Genomic DNA, 20722 nt, shown 5'->3' on the forward strand with positions numbered 1-20722 from the left:
CTCATGAATAGCGCTCCCGCAGGCTGTAAAAGCCGACCATCGTGATAACGACGACGCCATAGACGATCTGCTTGGCCGCTTCCGGCGCTTGCATTATTGAGAGGATCGAGGCCATCAAGGTGAGCAGCATCACACCGGCGACGGTACCGGAATAGTTGCCGCGGCCGCCGAAGAGGCTGGTGCCGCCCAGCACCACAGCCGCAATGCCCGGCAGCAGGTATGTGTCGCCCATGCGCTGGTAGGACTGACCAGCGTAGCCCGCTAGAAGCATACCCGCCATGGCGCTGCAAATGCCCGCAATGACGAACCCGGCGACAAGCACCCGGCGGCTGTTGACGCCTGAAAGATAGGCGGCGGGTTCATGCGTGCCGACCATGTATATGCGCCGACCCAGGGTCGTGCTTCTCAGGATGAAGAGCAGGACCAGCGAAACCGCGACCCAGACAAACACGACGTTCGGAATGCCGAATATGCGTCCGGAGCCGAGCATGGACATAAGCGGCGAAGGCCTGCTGCTCAACGCATAAAAGCCGCTAAAGTAGACCAAAATGCCCATCAGGACATTGTTGGTCGCAAGCGTCCAGATCATGGACGGGATGCGCAGGTAAGCCACACCAAAGCCGTTGACGGCGCCAACCGCCGCTCCGACGGCCAATCCAGCCAGCACCCCCTTTTCCGAGACGAACACCTCGGGCGTCAGGCCTACGACGGCCGTGGCGACGGTTGCGGCGGCGGTCATGGTCCACGGTACCGACAAATCGATGTGGCCAAGCAGGATTACCACCATCGCCCCCGCGGCAACGATTCCCAGGAATGCCCCACTTTGAAGCTGCTGGGCCAGATAAGGAGGCGAAAAGAATTGCGGATATTGCCACCCACCGACGAGAAGCAGGAGCGTCGCCGCCATGACGATTGAACGCGTTGGAACATCGAATGGCAGACGCGCAAAAACGGCGGTCATTGGAAAGCCTCCATCCTGCTTGTCATGCGCAGCAGCCGTGCCGCGCCAAAGGAAACCGCGACCAATAGGACGAGTCCCTCAAACAGTGGTTGTGCCAGCGGTTCGATATCATTGAAGAACAAAAGGTTGCCGATCGTGCGCAGGATCAATGCGCCGGCGATCGAACCTGCAATGCTACCGGCGCCTCCGGTAAGCGCAGTGCCGCCAATGACAACCGCCGCTATTGAGTTCAGCGTATAACTCAGGCCAATCGACGGATCCCCCGAAAGCGTCTGAAAGCCCACAAACAAGCCGCTCAACGAAGCGAAAACGCCAGCCAGCACATAGGCTCCTATCTTCGCACGCTTAACGCGCAGGCCGGAGGCGTAGGCGGCCGCCTCCGAAGACCCAACGGCTACGATGGTCCGGCCCAGCACCGACTTGCGTATTGGATACCAGGCGGCGATGGCGCCCAATATGACGATCAGCGACATGGGAACCAGGCCTCCGAGATCCCCGCTAAAAAAATCGCTCAGCCCCTCTGAAATGTCGCCGCCTGGAATGGGTCGAACGATCAGAGCGATACCAGAGAAGATCGTTCCCGTTGCCAGCGTCGCTATGATTGCCTGCATCCGCCCGATTACTATGACAAGTCCGTTCAGCAACCCGCATGCCGCTCCGGTCGCGATGACTAGGATCATGCCGTTGGCGACCTCAACCGGACTGCCATTGACCAGATGCGAGGCCATGCAATTGGTGAGCGCCATGATTGGACCGATCGACAGGTCGATACCCCTAGACAGGACGACAATCGTCTGACCAACGGCGAGCAACGCCAGCGCGGTGCCCTGATTGGACCAGGCCGTCAGAACGCCGATACTCAACCCCTGCGGATGAATGGACAGATAGTAGACGATGAGGAGCGCCAGCACGGCCCACGCCGTCAGCGGACGCATGTGGGCCCGCAACATGCGGATGATCATTGTTGTGCCTCCCTCGAATGGGGGACTTCGCCAAGGTTGAGCGCGTTCTTCAGAATATTATGTTCACTCAGATCATCTCCGGCGAGTTCCGCGCGCACGCAGCCGTCGTAAATGATCAACGCCCGGTCGCACAGACCGACGAGTTCATCGTAGTCAGTGGTGTAGATCATGATCGCCAACCCCTCCTCGGCGAGTCGCCGCAGCAGGCGATAAATCTCTTGCTTTGTTCCGATATCGATGCCGCGGGTCGGGTCGATCAGCAGGAGCAGGCTGGGCTTTGTTGCCAGCCACTTGGCGATCACCACTTTTTGCTGGTTGCCCCCCGACAGGGTTTCCACTGGATGATCCAAATTCTCCGCCCTGATCTGCAACTGCTCGACCATCCGGGCCACGGTCCCGGCTTCCGCTTTGCGGCTGATGATGCCAAAGCGGGCAAAGGTGTCCATCACGGGTGCTGTCAGATTGGCCCCGATGGAAAGCGGTAGGAACAAACCGCCATATTTCCGATCCTCGGGCACGAGTGCGAAACGCCGATCGCCGGAAATTCCGTCGCCAGGGCCGCGTGCACGCAGGGGGGTGCCGTGCATGCAGATCGTGCCTCCGACTCCGCGCAAAATACCGGCGATCGCCTGCAGAATTTCCTGCTGCCCTTGACCGTCAAGGCCGCCAAGGCCGACAATCTCGCCAGGCATAACCTGAAGATCGATTCCTTTCAGCTTGCCGTTCCAGCGAAGCCCTTTCACCGACAAATTGGGTTCAGTGGTTGCGTGGACTTGGTATTTGGGCGGGTAGACCTGCGTCAGCGAGCGGCCGAGCATCAACTGAACGATCTCGTCACTGGACCTGGACCCAGTCGGGTAGGTTTCGACGTGAGTCCCGTTGCGAAAGATCGAGCAGACGTCGGCAAGGGCCTCGATTTCGTGCATGCGATGCGAAATGAAGAGGATCAGCGTGCCTTCATCGCGAAGGCGCCGAAGCAGATCGGTGACAGGCTTGACGTCGGATGCCGTAAGCGCGGAGGTTGCTTCATCCAGAATAAGGACCTTGGGGCGGCGAATGACCGCCTTGGCGATTTCCACGATCTGGCGCTTGGAGAGCGGCAATTCGCGACACAGACGTGAGACATCGATGTCTTGCCCGACACCCATCTCCCACAGCACGTCACGCGCCATCTGAGCCTGTCTCTTGCGATCGATCAGGCCAAGCCTTGTCCGCGGTGGATCCGCCAGACAAATATTGGCGGCAACGCTGAGATCGGGAATGACGGACAGTTCCTGAAAGATGCACACAATGCCGCTTCGGGCAGCGTCGGCCGGCGAGGTAGGTGAATAGACCTCTCCGTCCAAGCTGATTGCACCGTCTGTGGGGCGAACGACGCCAGCGAGTATCTTCATCAGGGTCGACTTGCCGGCGCCGTTTTCTCCAAGAACGGCATGAATGGACCCGCGGCGCGCGTCGAAATCGACGTCGCGCAGAGCAACGACTCCTCCATAGGATTTACCGATTCCGGTCAATTGCAGAAGTGGTGCAGCGTCGATCAAAGCGCCCTCCCGTGCAGTCTCCAAATATTGCACCGGATGCGGCATGGGGCCGCCTCCGGTGTGGGAGGCCTAATTATTGCCCGCGCTTTTGGCGTTGAGCTCGTCAGGCGTGAACACCATGTCCTTGCCGCAACTGCCGTAGCCGGTCACGGTCTCGAACGTATCAGGCTCGTCCGGGAAATAGTTCACATTGGGATTCATGTCTGCCGTTTTTACGTTGGGCGTCGGCAGATTGACTGTTGCCGGAAGGGCCTCGCCCTGCAACAGCGCGATCGCGGCACGGATCGCCACGGGGCCTTGTCCCGGCGAAGTTGAGACCGAAATGCCCGGGATGTTTCGCGCCGCCAGAGCTTTGACGAACCCGTTCTCGGCGTCGCCGCCGACGGGCACGATTGGATGTCCGGTCGCTTCCATAGCGTTGGTAACGCCGCGACACCCGTGCTGGCAGATGAACGCATCAAACTGGCCATGCACTGCGATTGCATCGGCTGTTACCTTCTGGACTGTTCCGGTATCCCAGTTGCCGACAACCTCGATGACCTCGATATCGGGATAGTTGGCCAGCACACGCTCCAACCCGACATGGCGGTCGCGATCGGTCGAATTGCCCTGGATGCCGCGGACTTCCAGAACCTTGCCCTTGGGCTGTTTCATCTGGTCGACGACGGACTGCGTTTTGATCTCGCCCTCGAATGTCGTCCATTCGGGCGTGATCCTGAGAACCTTTTCACTGTCGACCGGATTATCAAAGGAAACCAGAACGGTGCCGGCGCGCTCGGCCCGTTTGATGACGGCACCGAATGCCGTGGGATTGACTGCGATGAAGGCAATCGCGTCATACCCGGCTTGGATGAAGTTATCGATCGCAGCGATTTGCGCCGCTACGTCGGAACCGGTCGAAATCACTTTGAGTTCAGCGATGTCCTTGGCTTTTTCCGGACGCGCTGCCCAGGCCTTGACGCTCTTGATCATCTGTTCGCGCCACGGAATACCCGTATGTCCGTTAACCAGCGCGATCCGGTACGGACCTTCCCGCCTCTCGTATTTAATGATCGTTTTGACGCCGGCTGCCGGCACATAACAATCCGGCATATACGTTTCCGCCAAAGCTGGCGAAGCGGCGATTAACGCCGCCATGACGGCGAAGCTCGCGGAGCGAGCAACAGTCTTCAGCATAGTGATCTCCTCCCACTGCACTTCCGCTTCTTGTCGGCCCATATTTGGCTTTGCGAGCCCACCTCGGAAGAGATTGGGATACCATCAAGACTTTGACCTCGCGGCAATCAGGTGATTGCGATCATCATTTGTGAATTTTCTTCAAAGCAGGTCGGCAGATGCGCACCTGCCTTAATTCGGCGCCGGAGCGTTTTTCTGGACGAGATGCAGGAGGCGGGACACGGCCCTGATCTGCGGCGAGGAGCAAGATCGAACATTCGGCCCTTGCCCCACAGAGCGGCGCGGGCTTCAATGCCGGCAAAGGATTTTAGGACACCAGTGTCGCTGCGATCCTTTGGGAGGGCGTTCTTGAAGGTCGGGGTGGTTCTCAATCCGATTGCCGGTGGCAGCCGGCTCAAACGGCATTGGCCGGAGGTCAGTGCTTCGCTCAGGAAACATTTCGGCGATTTCGAGCTGCGCGAAACGCAGGCGACCGGCGACGCCGAACGGCTGGCGCTCGTCCTTGCAGCCAGCGGCTTCGACCTGGTGATCGCGGCGGGCGGCGACGGCACCGCCAGCGAAGTGGCCGACGGGCTGCTGCAGGCGTTTGCGGAAAGCGGCCGGACGGCCGAACTCGGCCTGCTGCCTTGCGGCGCCGGCATCGATTTCGCCCGCGGGCTCGGCCTATCTGGCGAGGTCGACCTGACGTTGAAGCGCATCGCCGATGCCAAGGCCCACAACGTCGATGCCGGCCGCATCTCCTATGTCGACGACCATGGCGCGCTGGCCAGCCGCCATTTCATCAACATCGCCAGCCTCGGGCTTTCAGGCGCCACCGACCGCGCGGTCAACGCCGACAAGCGCAAGGGCAAGGTGTCGGCCAAGGCGCTGTTCTACTGGCGCACCGTGTGGGAATTCATGCGCTACCGATTCCAGGACGTTGTGATCACCGTCGATGACGGCGTCCCGGTCGAGGCGCGCGTGGCGCTGGTGGCGGTGGCTAACGGAAAATTCTTCGGCGGCGGCATGATGATCGCGCCGGATGCCGAACTGGACGACGGTCAATTCGACATCGTCATCCTGCGTGCGGCCGGCAAGCTGAAACTGATCTGGGACATCCGTCTGCTCTATGGCGGACGGCACCGCAACCATCCGGCAATCACCATTTTGCGTGGCAAGAAAGTGGTTGTCGAACCGCTCGGTGATGCGCAAAAGAACGCCGCGCTGCTCGACGTAGACGGCGAATCCCCCGGGCGCATACCGGCGACCTTCGAGATCCTACCCGGCGCGCTGACGCTCAGATATTGAATCAAGGTGTTGAGACTTTGATTCAGCTCGTTTCGATCGTGATTCTGGCGATCCGGCCAATATGCTGGAATCGCTTCACAATCCGCCTGTCAGGTCTCGGTCTTGGCAGGAAAAGCCCGGCGTTCTTGCGTGTAAATACTCTTCACCCGTTTGCGCGGCAAACTGGTGACGACGTCTAAAGACAGCTCACGGCATCAACGGCGTCTGCATCATCTGCAGATGCAGGTCCTTGCCGGTCCAGGGATGCGCCTCGCAGACCGCTTCGTCGAGTTCGACGCCAAGGCCTGGTTCCATCGACGGAATGACGTTGCCGTCCTGCCATTCGATCTTTTTCTTCAGCAGCTTTTCGTGAAAGCCGTCCCACTGCTTCAGCGATTCCAGAATGAGGAAGTTGGGCAAGGTCACGGCAAGCTGGATGTTGGCCGCACCGACGACCGGCCCGCAATAGCAGTGCGGTGCGACCTGAATGTGGTAGACCTCGGCCATGGCGGCGATCTTCTTGGTTTCGAGAATGCCGCCGGAGCGGCCGAGATCCGGCTGCAAAATGGTCGCAGCACGGTTCTCGATGACCCGGGCGAATTCGAACTTGGTCGTCAGCCGCTCGCCGGTGGCGATCGGGATAGACGTGCCGCGCGCCACCTGAGCCATCACTTCCGGCATATCGGGCGGCACCGGCTCCTCGAACCACAGCGGATCATAGGGCTCAATGGCGCGGGCCATGCGCAGCGCGCCCGACGCGGTGAATTGGCCATGCGTGCCGAACAGGATGTCGGCCCTGGTGCCGACCGCCTCGCGGATCGCCTTGATCATGCGGGCGGAGAGGTCGATATCGACGAGACGCGGCTGGTGACCGTCAAACGCAGTGTAGGGGCCGGCCGGGTCGAGCTTGACGGCAGTGAAGCCCTGCTCGACATATTCGAGCGCGCATTCGGCCGCCATATCGGGATCGTTGTAGACGTTCTTGCCGCGCGCATCCTCCGAGTGGACGCTGCCGCTGTGTGGGTAGAGGTAAGTATAGGAACGCAGCGTTTCGTGCACCTGCCCGCCGAGCAGCTTGTAGACCGGCTTGCCGGCCTCCTTGCCGATAATGTCCCAGCAGGCGATTTCGAGCGCCGAAAAACAGCCCATCCCGGACACGTCGGGGCGCTGGGTGAAGCCGGACGAATAGGCACGGCGGAAGAAGTTTTCGATGTCGTGCGGATCGCGGCCGATGAGGTAGCGCTCGGCCATGTCCTCGATCATTCTTGCGGTGACGTGGGCGGAGAAGGTGGCGTTGTAGGCCTCGCCATAGCCGACGACGCCGCCGTCGGTGGTGAGCTTGACGAAGATGAAATACTTGCCGCCGATGCCGGGCGGCGGATTGCCGACAACCCAGGTCTTTACGTCGGTGATTTTCATTTTTGATCCTCCAGAACCAGTTCGGCACCCTTCCATCCGGTCACGATCGAGGCGGCGTTGGTGTTGCCGGTGATGTTATCGGGAAAGATCGAGGCATCGATGACGCGCAAGCCGGCGAGGCCGTGAACCCGCAGGCGCGGGTCGACGACGGCGCGCGCAGCGTCCGGTCCCATGCGACATGTCGAGACCGGGTGGTAGACAGTGCCCGAACGTTTCCTGAAATCCTGAATGAGATCCGCGTCGGACTTGATTGATGGGCCCGGCACAACCTCTTCCTCGATGATGTCGGCCATCGCCGGCATGGCGGCGATCTTCCGGACGAACTTCACCGCCGCCAGCATTTCGGCGACGTCCGCTTCGGTCGAGAAGGCATTGGCGACGATCTTCGGATAGTCACGCGGATTGCTGGAGCGGATCATGATCTCGCCACGGCTCGATGGACGGCAGTTGGACAGGCCGATGGAAAAGCCCGGCCACGGGTCGGGCGTCAGGATTGGACGCTCGCCGCTCTTCGGGATGACGGTCGAGAATGCCTGGAAATAAAGCTGCATGTTGGGCCGTGAAAGCGCCGGGTCGGTGCGGAAGAAGCCGCCGGCATTGTTCATCGACAGCGACAGCGGGCCCGAGCGCAAAAGGACATATTGCATGCCGACCATGAGCTTGCCCCACCACGGCCGCAGGATCTGGTTGAGTGTCGGCAGCCTGCCCCGATACGTGTAGTTGATGCCGACATGGTCCTGCAGGTTCGCGCCGACATTCTCATTGGCGTGAATGACGGGAATACCGAGCGCTCCAAGGAGCGCCGAGGGACCGATGCCGGAAAGCTGCAGCAATTGAGGCGAGTTGATCGAGCCGCCCGACAGAATGACTTCGCGACCGGCGCGGGCAGTCTTCGTCTCACCGTTCTGCAGGTACTCAATGCCAACGGCACGCTTGCCCTCAAAACGGATTCTGGTCGCCAGCGCATTCATCTCGACGCGGACGTTTTTGCGCTTCATCGCCGGGCGCAGGAAGGCGCGGGCGGCCGACATGCGGCGGCCGTTCCTGGTGGTGATCTGGTAGATGCCGACGCCTTCCTGAACGGCACCGTTGAAATCGCGATTGAGTGGCAGGCCGGCTTGCTGACCGGCCGCCAGGTAACGCTTGGTTAGCGGATGGACGGCGGTCGAGCAGTCGGTGATGTGCAGTGGGCCGCCGATGCCGCGCCATTGATCGGCGCCGGCCTCATTGTCCTCCAGCGCCTTGAAGGCCGGCAGCAGATCGTCGTAGCTCCAGCCGGGATTGCCGGCATCTCGCCAGGCATCGAAATCCTCGCGCGCGCCTCTGATCCAGACCATCGCGTTGATCGAGCTCGAGCCGCCGAGCAGCTTGCCGCGCGGCCAGTGATCGGTGTTGTTGTCGAGCCCGGGATCCGGGTCGGTCTTGTAGTTCCAGTTGACCGCTGGGTCGAAGAAGGTCTTGCCGTAGCCAAGCGGCATCTGCACGTAGAAGCGCCGATCGGTGCCGCCGGCCTCGAGCACCAGCACCGAGAAGCGGCCGGAGGCGGAAAGCCGTTCGGCGAGGACCGAGCCGGCCGAGCCGGAGCCGACGACGATGAAATCATAAGTCTGCATGGTGGCTGCGGCCGGCTCCGAATGTTCGCACAACCTAGACGCCGCAAGCCGCCGCGATCACCGGAGCTTCCGGCACCCTCTGTGAAAAAAGCGACCGGTACTTCGTTTGCATTCGGTGTCTTGCCCGAAGCGGCCTTCGCCTCGTGGGCGCATCATACGCCATCATCAGCATTTTGCTTGAAATCATAACGCATGATCGGGCGGGCTGGCACCCTGCGAGCGACGACCCTGAACCCGGCGCGAGCGAAGGTGGCGGCGTATCCACTGCCGGAAGCACTCGGCGATACATCGGCATCAAAAGGATAGGCCTCAAGCGCAGGGGCATTTGCGCGCCTTGCAGCTTGCAGCGCCGCTGCGATCAGGTGGGACGTGACGCCCTGCCGGCGGTATCTTTTTCGCACGTAGAGGCAGGACAAGGACCAGACCGGCGCATCATCCACTCGCCTGAGCTGCCACAGCCGATCGAGCCAGGGCACGGCATCTCGCGGTGTCACCTGGCACCATCCGACAGCAGTATTGCCGTCGAGAGCAAGCACGCCTGGAGGCGGACCAAGCTCGACGGCTTGCCGGAACGCGGCCTTGTTTTCCTCACCTGGTCGCTTTCGATAAGAACTGCCGATACGCCCGTACATACACCAACATCGACTGCAGACGGCGCTCTCTTCGAACAGGTCCTCGAGCGCGGACCATAGATCGGGCGTCAGACGGCGAGAGGTAAGTTTCATGTCAGCCTTCCTCAACTCACTCTGCTCAGTCTAGTACCTGCTGGCGCGGTGACGAATCAGCGCCACGACGATACGGGATCGGGAGAAGATCGATATCGAGGGGATTTGGCGCATAGTGCACTACGCGGATGGTCGGCCGATCGCGGAAAAGCATGCATTCCCTTCGGATCAGGGGGCGCACGGGTGGAAAGGCCCTCAAGTCCTGTTGCTTTAGGCGTGAAGAACGACATCAAAATCCCCTGTCCAACGTCGTTCCGGCGACGCTATGGGGTCAAGTTCAAGACTGCTGTCCTGCTCCGCATGTCGACGGGGAGGGAAACGTGCTCGTGCGTGATCGTCCATCTGTCTCCAGCTCGACGAAAAGCATTGCTTACGCGCACCCAGTAGTCGACTTTCGCGCCGGTTTTCAGGATGCCACGCGCTCGGATAAGCATCCAGGCGGCGGCAACCGCATCGCCGGCCGCAACATCCAGTTGGCCAAGCTCCTGGCCAATCGGACCAGACCAGCGGGGAAACCAATCCAGGAACCGCTCGCGAAGGGCGTTGGATCCCACATACCGAAGCGGCGGTACGAGGTCGAAATAGACTATGTCGTTGGAGTAAAGGGACATAAGCCACTCGATGTCTTTGGCGCCCATGGCAGCCGATCGACTCTCCAGCTGTTCCCTAATCGCGGCTTCCACGCCTGGCATCGTCTCCTCCAATCTCTGCATTTCGCCCGCGTGCCGGGCATCAGGCTGTTCCTCCCACGTTGTCATCAAGGTAACCACCGTTGGTGCTTCCCGACAACCAGTGTTCACCACTTGAACAATCACGGAAATCATCATGGCGCGCGGCGACGCGAGAAACATGCATGGCGACGCCATAAGCGCCGAGACCTCCCGCACTCGGCTTCGCCCGCTACCCGGTCGTCGGCAACGGAACGGCTCAATTGAGCCCATAGCCGAATTTCAAACTGCGACATTGCCGGCTGGTGGCGCGTTGACGCATCATCGCCATCCCGATACGGGATCGGGACGATCGATCTCGAAGGGATTTGGCGCATGGTGCATTATGCGGATGGACGGCCGATCGGCGATCTGACGCTCAGGACGCTTGCCATGCCCTCGGACGCCATGCGGCGGGCGACATCTTCGGCGGCTGGGTGATGGCGCAGATGGATCTGGCCTGCGGCATCCGCGCCGCCGAGCGCGCCAAGGGCCGAGTGGTGACGGCAGCGGTGAAGGAAATGTCGTTCGCCAAGCCGATGAAGATCGGCGACACGCTGTGCATCTATACGCATGTCGAGCGCGTCGGCCGCACCTCGATGGCTCTCAAGGTCGAGGCCTGGGCGCAGCGCTACCTCTCCGACCTGATGGAGAAGGTCACCCATGCCGATTTCGTCATGGTGGCGCTGACGGCGAAGGCAAGCCGAAGGCCGTTCCTGCCGAAAGCTGACCGGCTGGATGTCGTCGGCTTAAAGTCGAACGGCAACACCGCTTCCAGCCTCTCGCAAGGAGATGGGAGCAGCGATGCTGTGTGATGCTTTTCATATTCGCGTTCGCACATTTTCGTGACCATGTCCGGCAGGACATGGGGACAAGACAATGCGTCAACGATTGCTGAACGACGCATTGGTGGGCGCGCTTGCGGCCTTGTTCTGCCTGCTGGCCGCAACCCCTATACCGACGTCAAACACGACGAGGCCGAAGCCAGTTGCGCCTCGGAAAACTACACCCTCAATCGGCAAGCGAGCAGGTGCGAAATCTGCGTTGCAACGACGTGCCACACCGGCGCGATGAGCGTGAGCAATTGCGGCAAAGGGGCGGCCTGCGCCATCGAAGCAAGGTGGTCAATCGGGGACGAAATCGAAACGGACCGAAAGCCCACTGCGGGCCGGACTGCCGATGCAGCCGTAGAAATCGTATAAGCTACACGCCGCGCACAAACCCTTGCAGCGCAAGAGTTTCAGGCGTGAATCCCATCGAACCTCGCCCGCGCGGCCTTGACCCGCTCGGTGTTCTTGCGCGCCCATTCGCCGAGCGCACCGACCGGCACAAGAAGCTCGTAGCCAAGATCGGTCAGCTCATAGTCGACGCGCGGCGGAATGGTCGGAAACACGGTGCGGGTAACGAAGCCGTCGCGCTCAAGCCCGCGCAATGTGGTGGTCAGCATCTTCTGCGAAATGCCGCCGACGGCGCTGCGCAATTCGTTGAAGCGCAGCGGCCCGTCACCGAGCTTACCGACGACGAGTACGGTCCATTTGTCGCCGACGCGCTGCAGGATTTCCGAGATGGCGCGGCAGTCCTCAGTGCGGTGCGGGTGCCTTGGTAACAAAAAGGTGCCTCCTTGCGCCTCGTGAGTGCAGTCACTCATATAGCTCAGGTATCTAAACGATACCAGAAATTTGCCTGAAGGAGAGCCCCTCTATGTCCAAACCCAAAATCGCCATTGTCGTCGGTTCGACCCGCGCCGCACGATTTGCCGACGTTCCGACCCAGTGGATCGCCAAGATCGCCAAGTCGCATGCCGACATCGACGTGGAGGTGGTCGACCTGCGCGACTTCCCGCTGCCGTTTTTTGACGAGGTCGCATCATCCGCCTGGGCGCCGTCGCAGAATGAAGTGGCAAAGCGCTGGCAGAAGAAGGTCGCCGAGTTCGATGGCTTCATCTTCACCGCCGCCGAATACAACCATGGCCCGACCGCCGTGCTGAAGAACGCGATCGACTACGCCGCCAATGAATGGAATAAGAAGCCGGCCGGCTTCGTCGGCTATGGCAGCGTCGGCGGCGCGCGGGCCGTCGAGCAGCTGAGGCTGCATGCGGTTGAGCTCCAGATGGCGCCGGTCAAGTCCGCCGTCCATATTGCCTGGGCCGATTTCCTCGCCGTCAGGCAAGGTGAAAAGAAGCTCGACGAGCTTGAGCACCTGAACCAGGCGGCGACCGCGCTGGTCAACGACGTTGCATGGTGGGCCAAAGTGCTGAAGGCGGCGCGTCAGGCTGACGCGGTGGCCGAGGAAGTCAAGGCGGCTTGAACCGCAGACCAGAACAATCCTCCCAAGGATTCCGGGGCGGCGCTTGCGTCGCCCCTTTTTGATTAGGCTAAGGCTGGCTGCCGCGCCTGCCGAGGCCTGATGATGCAATCGGCAAGGCGGTCCATTTCGTTCAGCTCACCCGCATGGTGCTGGCCCCACTCGCAGAGCGCCAAAAGGATAGGCTCGAGGCTAAGGCCGAGTCGCGTCGCCGAATATTCGACGCGCGAGGGAATTTCGGCAAAGATCTCGCGTCTGACAAGACCGTGTTCCTCCATTTCACGAAGCTGCTGGATCAGCACTTTCTGGGTGATATCGGGAACCAGCGTTTTCAGCACCGAAAGCCTTCGGGGGCCGTCGAAGAGATGGTAGAGAATAACAGCCTTCCATCGGCCCGAGATCACTTTCAGGGCGCGTTCCGCCGGCAGCAGAGGCAGTCTCTTGGTTTGCAGCCTTTTGGCCAGCTTGGCCATGGTCACCTCCTGGTCAGCAGGGGACAAATGAGTGTGTGGTCGCGATCAGGCAGATAGTGGCAAACAGCAGCCGATGCCATAGCGATGGATGCATGCCATGAGAGCCATTCAACTGAACCGTTTCGGCGGTCCCGACGTCTTCGACGTCGTCGAAATGCCGAAGCCGCTGCCGGAGGCCGGCGAGGTGCTGATCCGTGTTCGCGCGGCCGGCGTGAATTTCTTCGAAGTGCTGATGCGCGGGGATCGCTACGCGGTGACGCCGGACTTGCCTGTCATTCTCGGCGTCGAGGCTGCCGGGACCGTGGAGGCGCTTGGTCAAGGGGTGGACATCTCGCTGACCGGAACACGCGTTGCGGCGCCGCTGTTCGCTTCGAAGCGCCCGTTTGGCGGCTATGCCGACTATGTCACGATCGACGCAAAGCTGGCCGTGCCTTTGCCCGACGCGCTCTCGTTCGAAGACGCGACGACCTTGATGGTGCAGGGGCTGACGGCTTTTCATCTGCTGCGGCAAAGCCCGCCAGCCGGCAAATCGGTGCTGGTCACTGCAGCCGCGGGCGGTGTCGGCTCGTTGCTTGTCCAGCTCGCCAAACGCCAGGGCGCCAGCACCGTGATCGCGGTCGCCGGCAGCAGGGCCAAGCTCGATCTTGCCCTGTCGCTTGGAGCCGATGCCGCGGTCGACTACAGCACGTCGGATTGGCCCGCGCGTGTCCGGGAAGCGGCAGGCGGCGCCGGCGTCGATGTCGTCTACGACATTGTCGGCGGCCCGATGACGGCGGCGTCGCTGCAAGCTCTCGCGACTGGCGGAGAGTTGGTGTTTGCGGCGCTGGGCAGATACGCGATCGGCACTGCGGAACTGGAAGCGATGATCACCCGAAACCAGTCCTTGCGAGGTTTTGCCCTGCTTCCGCTGCTCTCTGCCGATGGCCTCAGGGCCGGCCTGTCGGAGCTTTTCCACCTGGCCGCCAGCGGCCAGCTTGCCGTGACGCAGGGCGGCCGCTATCCGCTCGACCAGGCAGCCGAAGCACATCGTTCGCTGGAGGAGCGTCGCTCGACCGGCAAGGTCGTGCTGATACCTTAGAGCAATCCTAGGAAAAGTGTGAACGGTTTCGTCCGGAATTGCGCAAAAACAAAGAGATAGAGCGGTTCGGCGTTTCCGTGAAACGATGAACCGCTCTAGTATCGTGGTCGACGATTAACTGCGCACAGGCCAATCGTGGAACCTGTCCGCTTTGCGCCGCATGTCGGCCGCTGAGGTGATTTTAGCTGTTGCCCGATAGCGGACGTTGCCGGCGACCACCTTGGACATCGTTGTTGCGCCACAACGCGACCTTCAGGGCGCTCCTTCAAAGCTGCCCTTCGCGCATTGGTCGGAGTCACCCAAAGCGGAGTTGCGGAGGGCTACGCCCTCAGTCTTTTGACAGTCTGGACGACGCTGTCCAGAAGCAGCTGGCTTCGGTCAGCCACCGGTTTTCAAGCGACGAAGATGGTCCCACTTTGAACTCCCTTCACTCAACTGCTTATAGGTCACAGCCGCCCGGACATAGCGCCTGTTTTCCGATGCTGTGTGTCCGGGCAGCAACGTTTGCCGTGTTCGGCGATCTGCTGCAACGGAGTATTTGACAGTTCGATGAATGAACCGTCATAAAGCCGTACGAAGAGGGGGCGCGCTTCAGAACTGCGATGCGGGGGCCGGTAAGTTTTTCGCTGTTGTTGACGGCGCTCGTCGGCCTCCAGCCGGCGGCGGCCGATGTCGTGCCGCGCAACCAGCCGGCGGCCGGGTCGGTCATTGCCCGCAAATCGGGCGAGGAAGTGCGCTTCCTAGAATTCGCCTCTTGGCAGGTGGTCGATCTCAGGCAGGACGTCGTCCCCGGCGACTATCTGCGCACCAACGCCACCGGCAGCCTAGCAGTGCTGTTTGCCGACCGCACCCAGATGCGGCTTGGCCGCAATACGACGCTCCTGGTCAAAAAGATCGGCGCGGCGTCCGACACCGAGTTCAAGCTGGAGAGCGGCACCATCTGGGCGCGAGCAGAGCGCGGCGGCGAAGGGCTGACCATCGACACGCCCGCCGCCGCCGCCGCCATCCGCGGCACCGACTGGACGATGACCGTCGACGGCAACGGCCGCACCTCGCTGATCGTGCTGGAAGGCACGGTAGAACTCGCCAACGAATTCGGCTCGGTCAGCGTCGCCGAAGGCGAAGCCGCGGCGGCCACCATCGGCTCGGCGCCGACGAAGGTCGTCATCGTCGATTCGGACGACCGCGAGCAGATGCTGTTCTACTACTCCTTGCGCGACGCTTTCACCGTCCTGCCAGCATCGGCATTGTCGAGCCTGGACATGCGCAAGGCGCGCGCCAGGATAAAGGCGATGGAGCCGTCGTCCCGATCCGCCGAGGACTGGGTGACATTGGCCGAGGTTAATCTTGACTTTGAAGGGCGGGAAGCGGCGCGCGACGCGGCCAGGCAAGCGCGACAAATCCCGCTGACGCGCGCGCAGGAAGCCCGGCTCGATCTGATCGACGCGTTGATCGCCGGCGCCGAACAGCGCTATGCCGAGGCGGCGCATCTGTTCGAACGCGCGGCGCCGCATCTCGATCCCAGCCGGCGTGTCATGGCGCGCTATGGCGGCTACTATGCGCGCTCGCTGGCTGACCCCAGCCATATCGAAGCTCCGCCGGTTAATTCGGATGCCGGCGTCGCCGCGGCCATCGCCGAGGCTCTGACGGCCGGATTTCTGGTCGACCTCAAAGCTGCAATTGCCGTTCTCGAAAGAGCCGAACGGCGCTATCCCGGTGATCCGACGCTGCCCGCCCTCAGGGCACAAATTGCGTTCCTGCTCGACGACCGCGAACAGGTGGAAGCGGCAATCGATCGCGCTTTGTCGCTCGACCCGGATAATATGATCGCGCTCCAAGCACGCGCCGGTTATCGGGCCGGAATCAAGGGCGATCTTGAAGGCGCGCTTGCCGACCTCGAGCGCGCGGTGGAGCTGGCGCCCGGCTCGGCGAGCTGGAACGCTCTCGGCCTCGTTCAGAGCGCGCGCGGCGCCACTCGCGAGGCGGAGGCGGCGCTGAAGCGCGCTATCGAACTCGACCCGAAAGATCCTGTCCCCCACGCCAACCTCGCCATCATCTATCTCGAGCAGGACCGCACGGCCGAAGCGAAAGCCGAAATCGACACGGCGCTCGCAGTCGATCCGGCGTTCGACATCGGGCTGGTTGCGCGCGGCCGCTACTATCTGCAGACCGGCGAACTGGACAAAGCGCGTGACGACCTGCTCGCCGGCACGACCGCCAATCCGGCCTATTCCAATGGATTGCTGCTGCTTGCCGTCGCCTATTACGAAGCCGGCGAGCTGGAACCCGCCGAACAGGCTATCGAAAACGCCGACCGCCTTGATCCGAACGATCCGGTGATTTCATCCTTCCGCACGGCGGTTGCAATCGACGAGTACGAAGCCGACAAGGCGATCGCCAGCGCACAGGAAGCGCTGAAGCGCACCAGAGCGCGCGGCGGCGACTATGCCGCCCTCAGCGCCAATCGCGACACCGGCTCGACGTTGAACGACGCGTTCCGGCTACTCAATCTCAACGCCTGGGGCCGCTACTACGGCGACGCGGTTTTCGATCCCTTCACCGGCTCCGGCTATGTCGACCAGGCGCTTGCCGGTAGCTTAAATCCCTTCGTCAACAATCTGCGTTTCGGCGACGTGCCGACGGAACCGGGCCCTAATGCAACCAGCTTCTCATCGTTTTTCCAAGGCTTGATGCTCGACCCGCAAATGCTGGCCGGCCGCCAGAGGAGCGCCAACATCCTCCGGCGACCTTTCATCGAAACCACCGTCGGCGGGGGTTTTGTCGCCGATGACGGCGATCTGGGTTGGAACAGCGAAATCGAAACCCAAGGGTATCAAGCAGCTCCCTTTCCCTGGAGCTTCTACGGCAGGATCAACGGTTTGGAGACCGACACGCGTCGCGGCGATGATCCAGCGACCGGCCAGTTCGATCTCGATGACCGGTCGATCACCGGCACAGGCTACATGGCCATGAAGCCGACGCCGAATGACCGGGTGGTGGCGTATATCGATGTCAAGGACTTCGAGTTCGACCTAAGCACAGTGCTGGACCCTACCGTTCTGCCGCTAGGAGGAACGTATGCCGACTCCGGCGACACCCGAACCGGCAACGCCGGGGTCGCCTGGAGCCATACATTTGGTTACCAGAACGTTGCCAGCGCGGCGCTGTTTGCGACCGACATTACGGATCGAAGCAACAGAACCCGCTTGGAGGAAATCGGCTTCGGGGAAACAGGATTCATTCTGGAGAGTGAGATCAGCCAGCAATCCTATCTCGCCGCATTCAATCACATCTACGGAACCGGTGACTTGACTCTCCGATACGGAGGTGAGGGCGGACTCTTGGAAGTCTCAAAAGACGAAACGTTTTCTTTCGTGTTTCCTTTTATCCCGGACACAATCATATCCGAATCCACTACGGCCGTCGATGTCGCCATTGGGCGCCTCTATTTCGACGCCGTCTACGAGTTCAACCCCAATCTCAAGGTGGAGGGAGCCCTATTCGGCACTTATCTCGACGGTGGCACGATTGATGAACAACGCCTGGAGCCTCGCCTCGGTGTCGCCTGGACGCCTTTCGAAGGCCATTACCTACGCGCCGGGTTCCTGCGGGAAGGCTCGTTCATAACGTCGGCGACCTTGGCGCCGGTCGGAACACTCGGCCTGCAATCCAATCAGAATTCTCTAGCTGTCGACGGCTTTTCGGACACGTTTGCCGCGCGCTGGGACGCCGAGTGGAACAGCCGCCTTTTTACGGCCGTCGATTACCAGCATCAGGAATTCGAGAAACTTTCGATCGGCGTTCCGGCTTCCGCCACCACAATCGATCTCAGCGAGGGCCGGCTCGACCGGATCAGCGCCACGGCCAACGTCTGGATCGGCAACGGCTTCGGCGCGTTCGCGACCTTTGCCTACGCCGATTCAGAGAACGAAGATCCGACAAGTCCAGGCTTCGGCGGCCCGCTGCCCTTTGTCCCCGAAACGTCCGCGCGGTTTGGCCTGACCTGGGTTCACCCGTCCAACATCAAGGTCACGCTGGCCGAAACCTATGTCGGCTCACGCACCGGCGATGCGGCGGGGACTGAGCTCGAATCCTACTGGTCGACTGATGCCTTCCTGACCTGGGAACCTTTCGACAAACGATTTGAACTCGAAATTGCCGCGTACAATCTGTTCGACGAGGATTTTCAGGTCGCATCGTTCACCCCCGGCTGGGGCCGCAGCATCGTCGGTTCGCTGAAGGTCCGGTTCTGATGTTTGCAGGCGGGCCGTGGTGGAAGGGCCTTGGCGCTTCCGCGCCCGGAACCCCCTCCCGCCGCAACGGCATTCTTGCGATCGCGGTCCTCGCCGTGCTGCTCGTTGCTGGTCTGTCCCTGCTCACGCCATGGAAGCTCGTCGAGGCGCGCGCTTTCGATTATCTCTCTACCATTTCGCCGCCGCCCCCGCCCGATGACGGGCCGGTCATTGTCGCCATCGACGAGCCCTCGCTTGCCGAGATCGGCCCGCAATGGCCATGGCCGCGCGATCTTCACGGGCGGCTCGTCGAGGCTCTGCGCCGCGCTGGAGCGAAAGCCGTCGGGCTCGACATCATCTTTGCCGAGCCGTCGACGCCGGCCGCGGACGAAGCGTTGGTCAAGAGCCTTGGCCCGGACGTGGTTCTGGCCGGCGACGAGACATTCATCGAGACCGAGCAGGCCGCCCAGCATGTCCGGGTCGAGCCGCTGGCCATTTTCACCGCGACTGGCGCCGCAACCGGCATCGCCTCAATCGCGCCCGACGGCGACGGCATCCTGCGGCGCGTGCCCGGCTATGGCGACGGCTTTGCGGCAGAGCTTCTGAACGCCGCCGGCCGGCCGGCCACTGTACCGCGAAACGCGCTGCTGCAGGCCTTCGGCCCGTCTCGCACATATCCGACCGTCTCCTACTATCAGGCGCTCGATTTCGACAGTTTCCTGCCGGAGAATTTTTTCCGCGGCCGCATAGTCATGGTCGGGCTCAGCCTGCAGAACGCGCCGTCGCTGTCGCAAGGCGGCGCCGACGTCCACGCCTCGCCGTTCACCATCCGCACCGGCACGCTCGTTTCCGGCGTCGAGATCCAGGCGACGGTCTTCGACAATCTGGCGCATCAGCTGTTCATCGCGCGCCCCCCGGCATGGGCGGCAATTCTCTCGATCCTGCTTGGCGCGGGCATTGGCGTTCTTGCCGTCTGGAAGTCGACCGGATGGAAGACCCTGGCCGGCGCTGTGGTTGCCGTGCTGGCGCTCCTCGCCGGCAGCTATATGGCGCTGCGCTACGGCCGTGTCTTTGTCGCGCCGCTGGCGCCAGCGCTTGCCTTTACTCTTGTCGCAAGCGCGCAGGCGGCGCGCGATTTCGCGGCGGAGCGGAAGCTTAGGCGCGGCATAACGCGCGCCTTCTCGCAATATCTGTCGCCGGCCTTGGTGGAACGCCTAGCGCGCGACCCGACGCAGCTTCGCCTTGGCGGCGAGGTCCGCACGCTGACCATTCTCTTTTGCGACATTCGCGGCTTCACCACCATCGCGGAGGCGATGAAGAGCGATCCCGAGCGGCTGACAACGCTGATCAACCAGCTGCTGACGCCGCTTTCCGACGTCGTGATGGCGCATGGCGGCACCATCGACAAATATATCGGCGACTGCCTGATGGCATTCTGGAACGCGCCGCTGGACGATCCAGACCACGCCATCCATGCGGTGGAGGCCAGCCTCGAAATGCTCGCCGCGCTAGATCGGCTGAACGCGCATTTGCAGGCGGAGGCCGAAACGCGCGGCGAAACGCCGATTGCGCTGCGCATCGGCATCGGCGTCAACACCGGGCAATGCGTCGTCGGCAATGTCGGATCGGAGCAGCGCTTCGACTATTCGGCGCTCGGCGACGCGGTCAATCTGGCATCGCGGCTGGAGGGCGCCTCGAAGGATCTCGGCGTTCCGCTGGTGATCGGCCGGGCGACCGCCGAACTGGTGTCAGACAGGATTCCGCTGACCCCGCTGCGCGAGATCACCGTAAAGGGGCGCGGCGAGTCTACCATGGTCTATGCCCCCGCGGCGGTAAGCGCACCGGTTTCGACAGCCGCAAGTTAGGCGGTTGTCCGTTCCTGGATGGGGTATAGGTTAGACGTTCGTCCTCGGCAAGATTGTCACAACTCGGTCACTCGCCGCCAAATTGCCGAATGTCCGGACACGGCGGCATGCGGACCCTCCGCCTAGGAGACTTTTTTTCCTGAAGCTTCCGGTCCGCATACGGCCCAACGCTGTTGGTCCGCAATGCGCCTCCATATCGGCCGTAGAGGGGTGCCTTGCCTCCGCCCGAAAGCGGACATCGCGGTAACAATGCTGGAGGTCGCGGTTGCACCATTTGCTGACTTTCAAGGAGCCTCTCCAAACCTGGCGTTCACGTTTCGGGCAGATACGACCTTTTTAACTTCTTGCAATGGATTCTCCGACAAAGGTAGATGTTCGAGACATTGCAAAGCAGGCGTTG

Annotated in this window: 15 protein-coding genes and 1 pseudogene; 6 read left to right on the forward strand and 10 right to left on the reverse strand. The window is 61.7% G+C overall.

The features are described 5' to 3' along the window. Position 1: 1 nt before the first annotated feature. From A9K68_RS11275 to A9K68_RS11290, 4 genes are read right to left on the reverse strand one after another with little or no spacing between them, the layout of a single operon-like run. Positions 2–961, reverse strand: a complete 960-nt coding sequence (locus tag A9K68_RS11275; protein ID WP_065011986.1) for an ABC transporter permease — start codon at positions 959–961, stop codon at positions 2–4. Continuing rightward, complete coding sequence (locus A9K68_RS11280; protein WP_065011987.1) at positions 958–1923, reverse strand: ABC transporter permease; 966 nt, start codon at positions 1921–1923, stop codon at positions 958–960. Before A9K68_RS11280 ends, A9K68_RS11275 begins: the two co-directional genes overlap by 4 nt. Continuing rightward, the gene (locus A9K68_RS11285; protein ID WP_065011988.1) at positions 1920–3509 is read right to left on the reverse strand and encodes a sugar ABC transporter ATP-binding protein; all 1590 of its coding nucleotides are present in this window, start codon (positions 3507–3509) and stop codon (positions 1920–1922) included. The genes A9K68_RS11280 and A9K68_RS11285 overlap by 4 nt, the downstream gene beginning before the upstream one ends. A gap of 24 nt (positions 3510–3533) precedes the next feature. Next, positions 3534–4640: a sugar ABC transporter substrate-binding protein gene (locus A9K68_RS11290; RefSeq protein ID WP_065012058.1), complete on the reverse strand. Its 1107-nt coding sequence runs from the start codon at positions 4638–4640 to the stop codon at positions 3534–3536. Positions 4641–4988: 348 nt separating this feature from the next. Here A9K68_RS11290 and A9K68_RS11295 point away from each other — a divergent pair, with 348 nt between their 5' ends. Then, the gene (locus tag A9K68_RS11295; protein WP_065011989.1) at positions 4989–5927 is read left to right on the forward strand and encodes a diacylglycerol kinase family protein; all 939 of its coding nucleotides are present in this window, start codon (positions 4989–4991) and stop codon (positions 5925–5927) included. A gap of 186 nt (positions 5928–6113) precedes the next feature. Here the strand turns inward: A9K68_RS11295 and A9K68_RS11300 are convergent, their stop codons facing one another. From A9K68_RS11300 to A9K68_RS11315, 4 genes are all read right to left on the reverse strand, one after another. Next, positions 6114–7325 (reverse strand): mandelate racemase/muconate lactonizing enzyme family protein, encoded by a 1212-nt coding sequence (locus A9K68_RS11300; RefSeq protein ID WP_065011990.1) that lies wholly within the window; start codon positions 7323–7325, stop codon positions 6114–6116. Further along, positions 7322–8938, reverse strand: a complete 1617-nt coding sequence (locus A9K68_RS11305; RefSeq protein WP_065012059.1) for a GMC family oxidoreductase N-terminal domain-containing protein — start codon at positions 8936–8938, stop codon at positions 7322–7324. Before A9K68_RS11305 ends, A9K68_RS11300 begins: the two co-directional genes overlap by 4 nt. Positions 8939–9090: 152 nt before the next feature. Further along, the gene (locus A9K68_RS11310) at positions 9091–9678 is read right to left on the reverse strand and encodes a GNAT family N-acetyltransferase (protein ID WP_203546897.1); all 588 of its coding nucleotides are present in this window, start codon (positions 9676–9678) and stop codon (positions 9091–9093) included. Positions 9679–9926: 248 nt separating this feature from the next. Further along, positions 9927–10514: a nuclear transport factor 2 family protein gene (locus tag A9K68_RS11315; protein ID WP_163603008.1), complete on the reverse strand. Its 588-nt coding sequence runs from the start codon at positions 10512–10514 to the stop codon at positions 9927–9929. Between the two features lie 192 nt (positions 10515–10706). On the opposite strand from A9K68_RS11315, the pseudogene A9K68_RS11320 reads away from it, so the two are divergent. Then, positions 10707–11100: pseudogene (locus A9K68_RS11320) on the forward strand (acyl-CoA thioesterase). A 510-nt stretch (positions 11101–11610) separates the two neighbouring features. On the opposite strand, the gene A9K68_RS11325 reads toward A9K68_RS11320, so the two are convergent. Then, positions 11611–11979, reverse strand: coding sequence for a helix-turn-helix domain-containing protein (locus tag A9K68_RS11325; RefSeq protein ID WP_029350030.1), 369 nt, complete (start codon positions 11977–11979; stop codon positions 11611–11613). A gap of 92 nt (positions 11980–12071) precedes the next feature. Here A9K68_RS11325 and A9K68_RS11330 point away from each other — a divergent pair, with 92 nt between their 5' ends. Then, on the forward strand, positions 12072–12677 hold the full coding sequence (locus A9K68_RS11330) for an NADPH-dependent FMN reductase (RefSeq protein WP_065011992.1): 606 nt from the start codon (positions 12072–12074) through the stop codon (positions 12675–12677). 62 nt (positions 12678–12739) lie between these two features. On the opposite strand, the gene A9K68_RS11335 is transcribed toward A9K68_RS11330, so the two are convergent. After that, positions 12740–13147 (reverse strand): helix-turn-helix domain-containing protein, encoded by a 408-nt coding sequence (locus tag A9K68_RS11335; RefSeq protein WP_082982757.1) that lies wholly within the window; start codon positions 13145–13147, stop codon positions 12740–12742. A gap of 97 nt (positions 13148–13244) precedes the next feature. Here A9K68_RS11335 and A9K68_RS11340 point away from each other — a divergent pair, with 97 nt between their 5' ends. The 3 genes from A9K68_RS11340 (at position 13245) to A9K68_RS11350 (ending at position 20322) form a co-directional block, all read left to right on the forward strand. Further along, entirely contained in the window at positions 13245–14225 is a 981-nt protein-coding gene (locus A9K68_RS11340; protein WP_065012061.1) for a zinc-binding dehydrogenase, read from the forward strand. 602 nt (positions 14226–14827) lie between these two features. Next, a complete protein-coding gene (locus tag A9K68_RS11345; RefSeq protein ID WP_065011993.1) occupies positions 14828–18478 on the forward strand; it encodes a tetratricopeptide repeat protein in 3651 nt (1216 codons plus the stop codon). Further along, complete coding sequence (locus A9K68_RS11350; protein WP_065011994.1) at positions 18478–20322, forward strand: adenylate/guanylate cyclase domain-containing protein; 1845 nt, start codon at positions 18478–18480, stop codon at positions 20320–20322. Before A9K68_RS11345 ends, A9K68_RS11350 begins: the two co-directional genes overlap by 1 nt. Positions 20323–20722: the final 400 nt, after the last annotated feature.

The organism is Mesorhizobium sp. AA22 (genome assembly GCF_001672375.2).
GTDB classification, from domain to species: domain Bacteria; phylum Pseudomonadota; class Alphaproteobacteria; order Rhizobiales; family Rhizobiaceae; genus Mesorhizobium; species Mesorhizobium wenxiniae.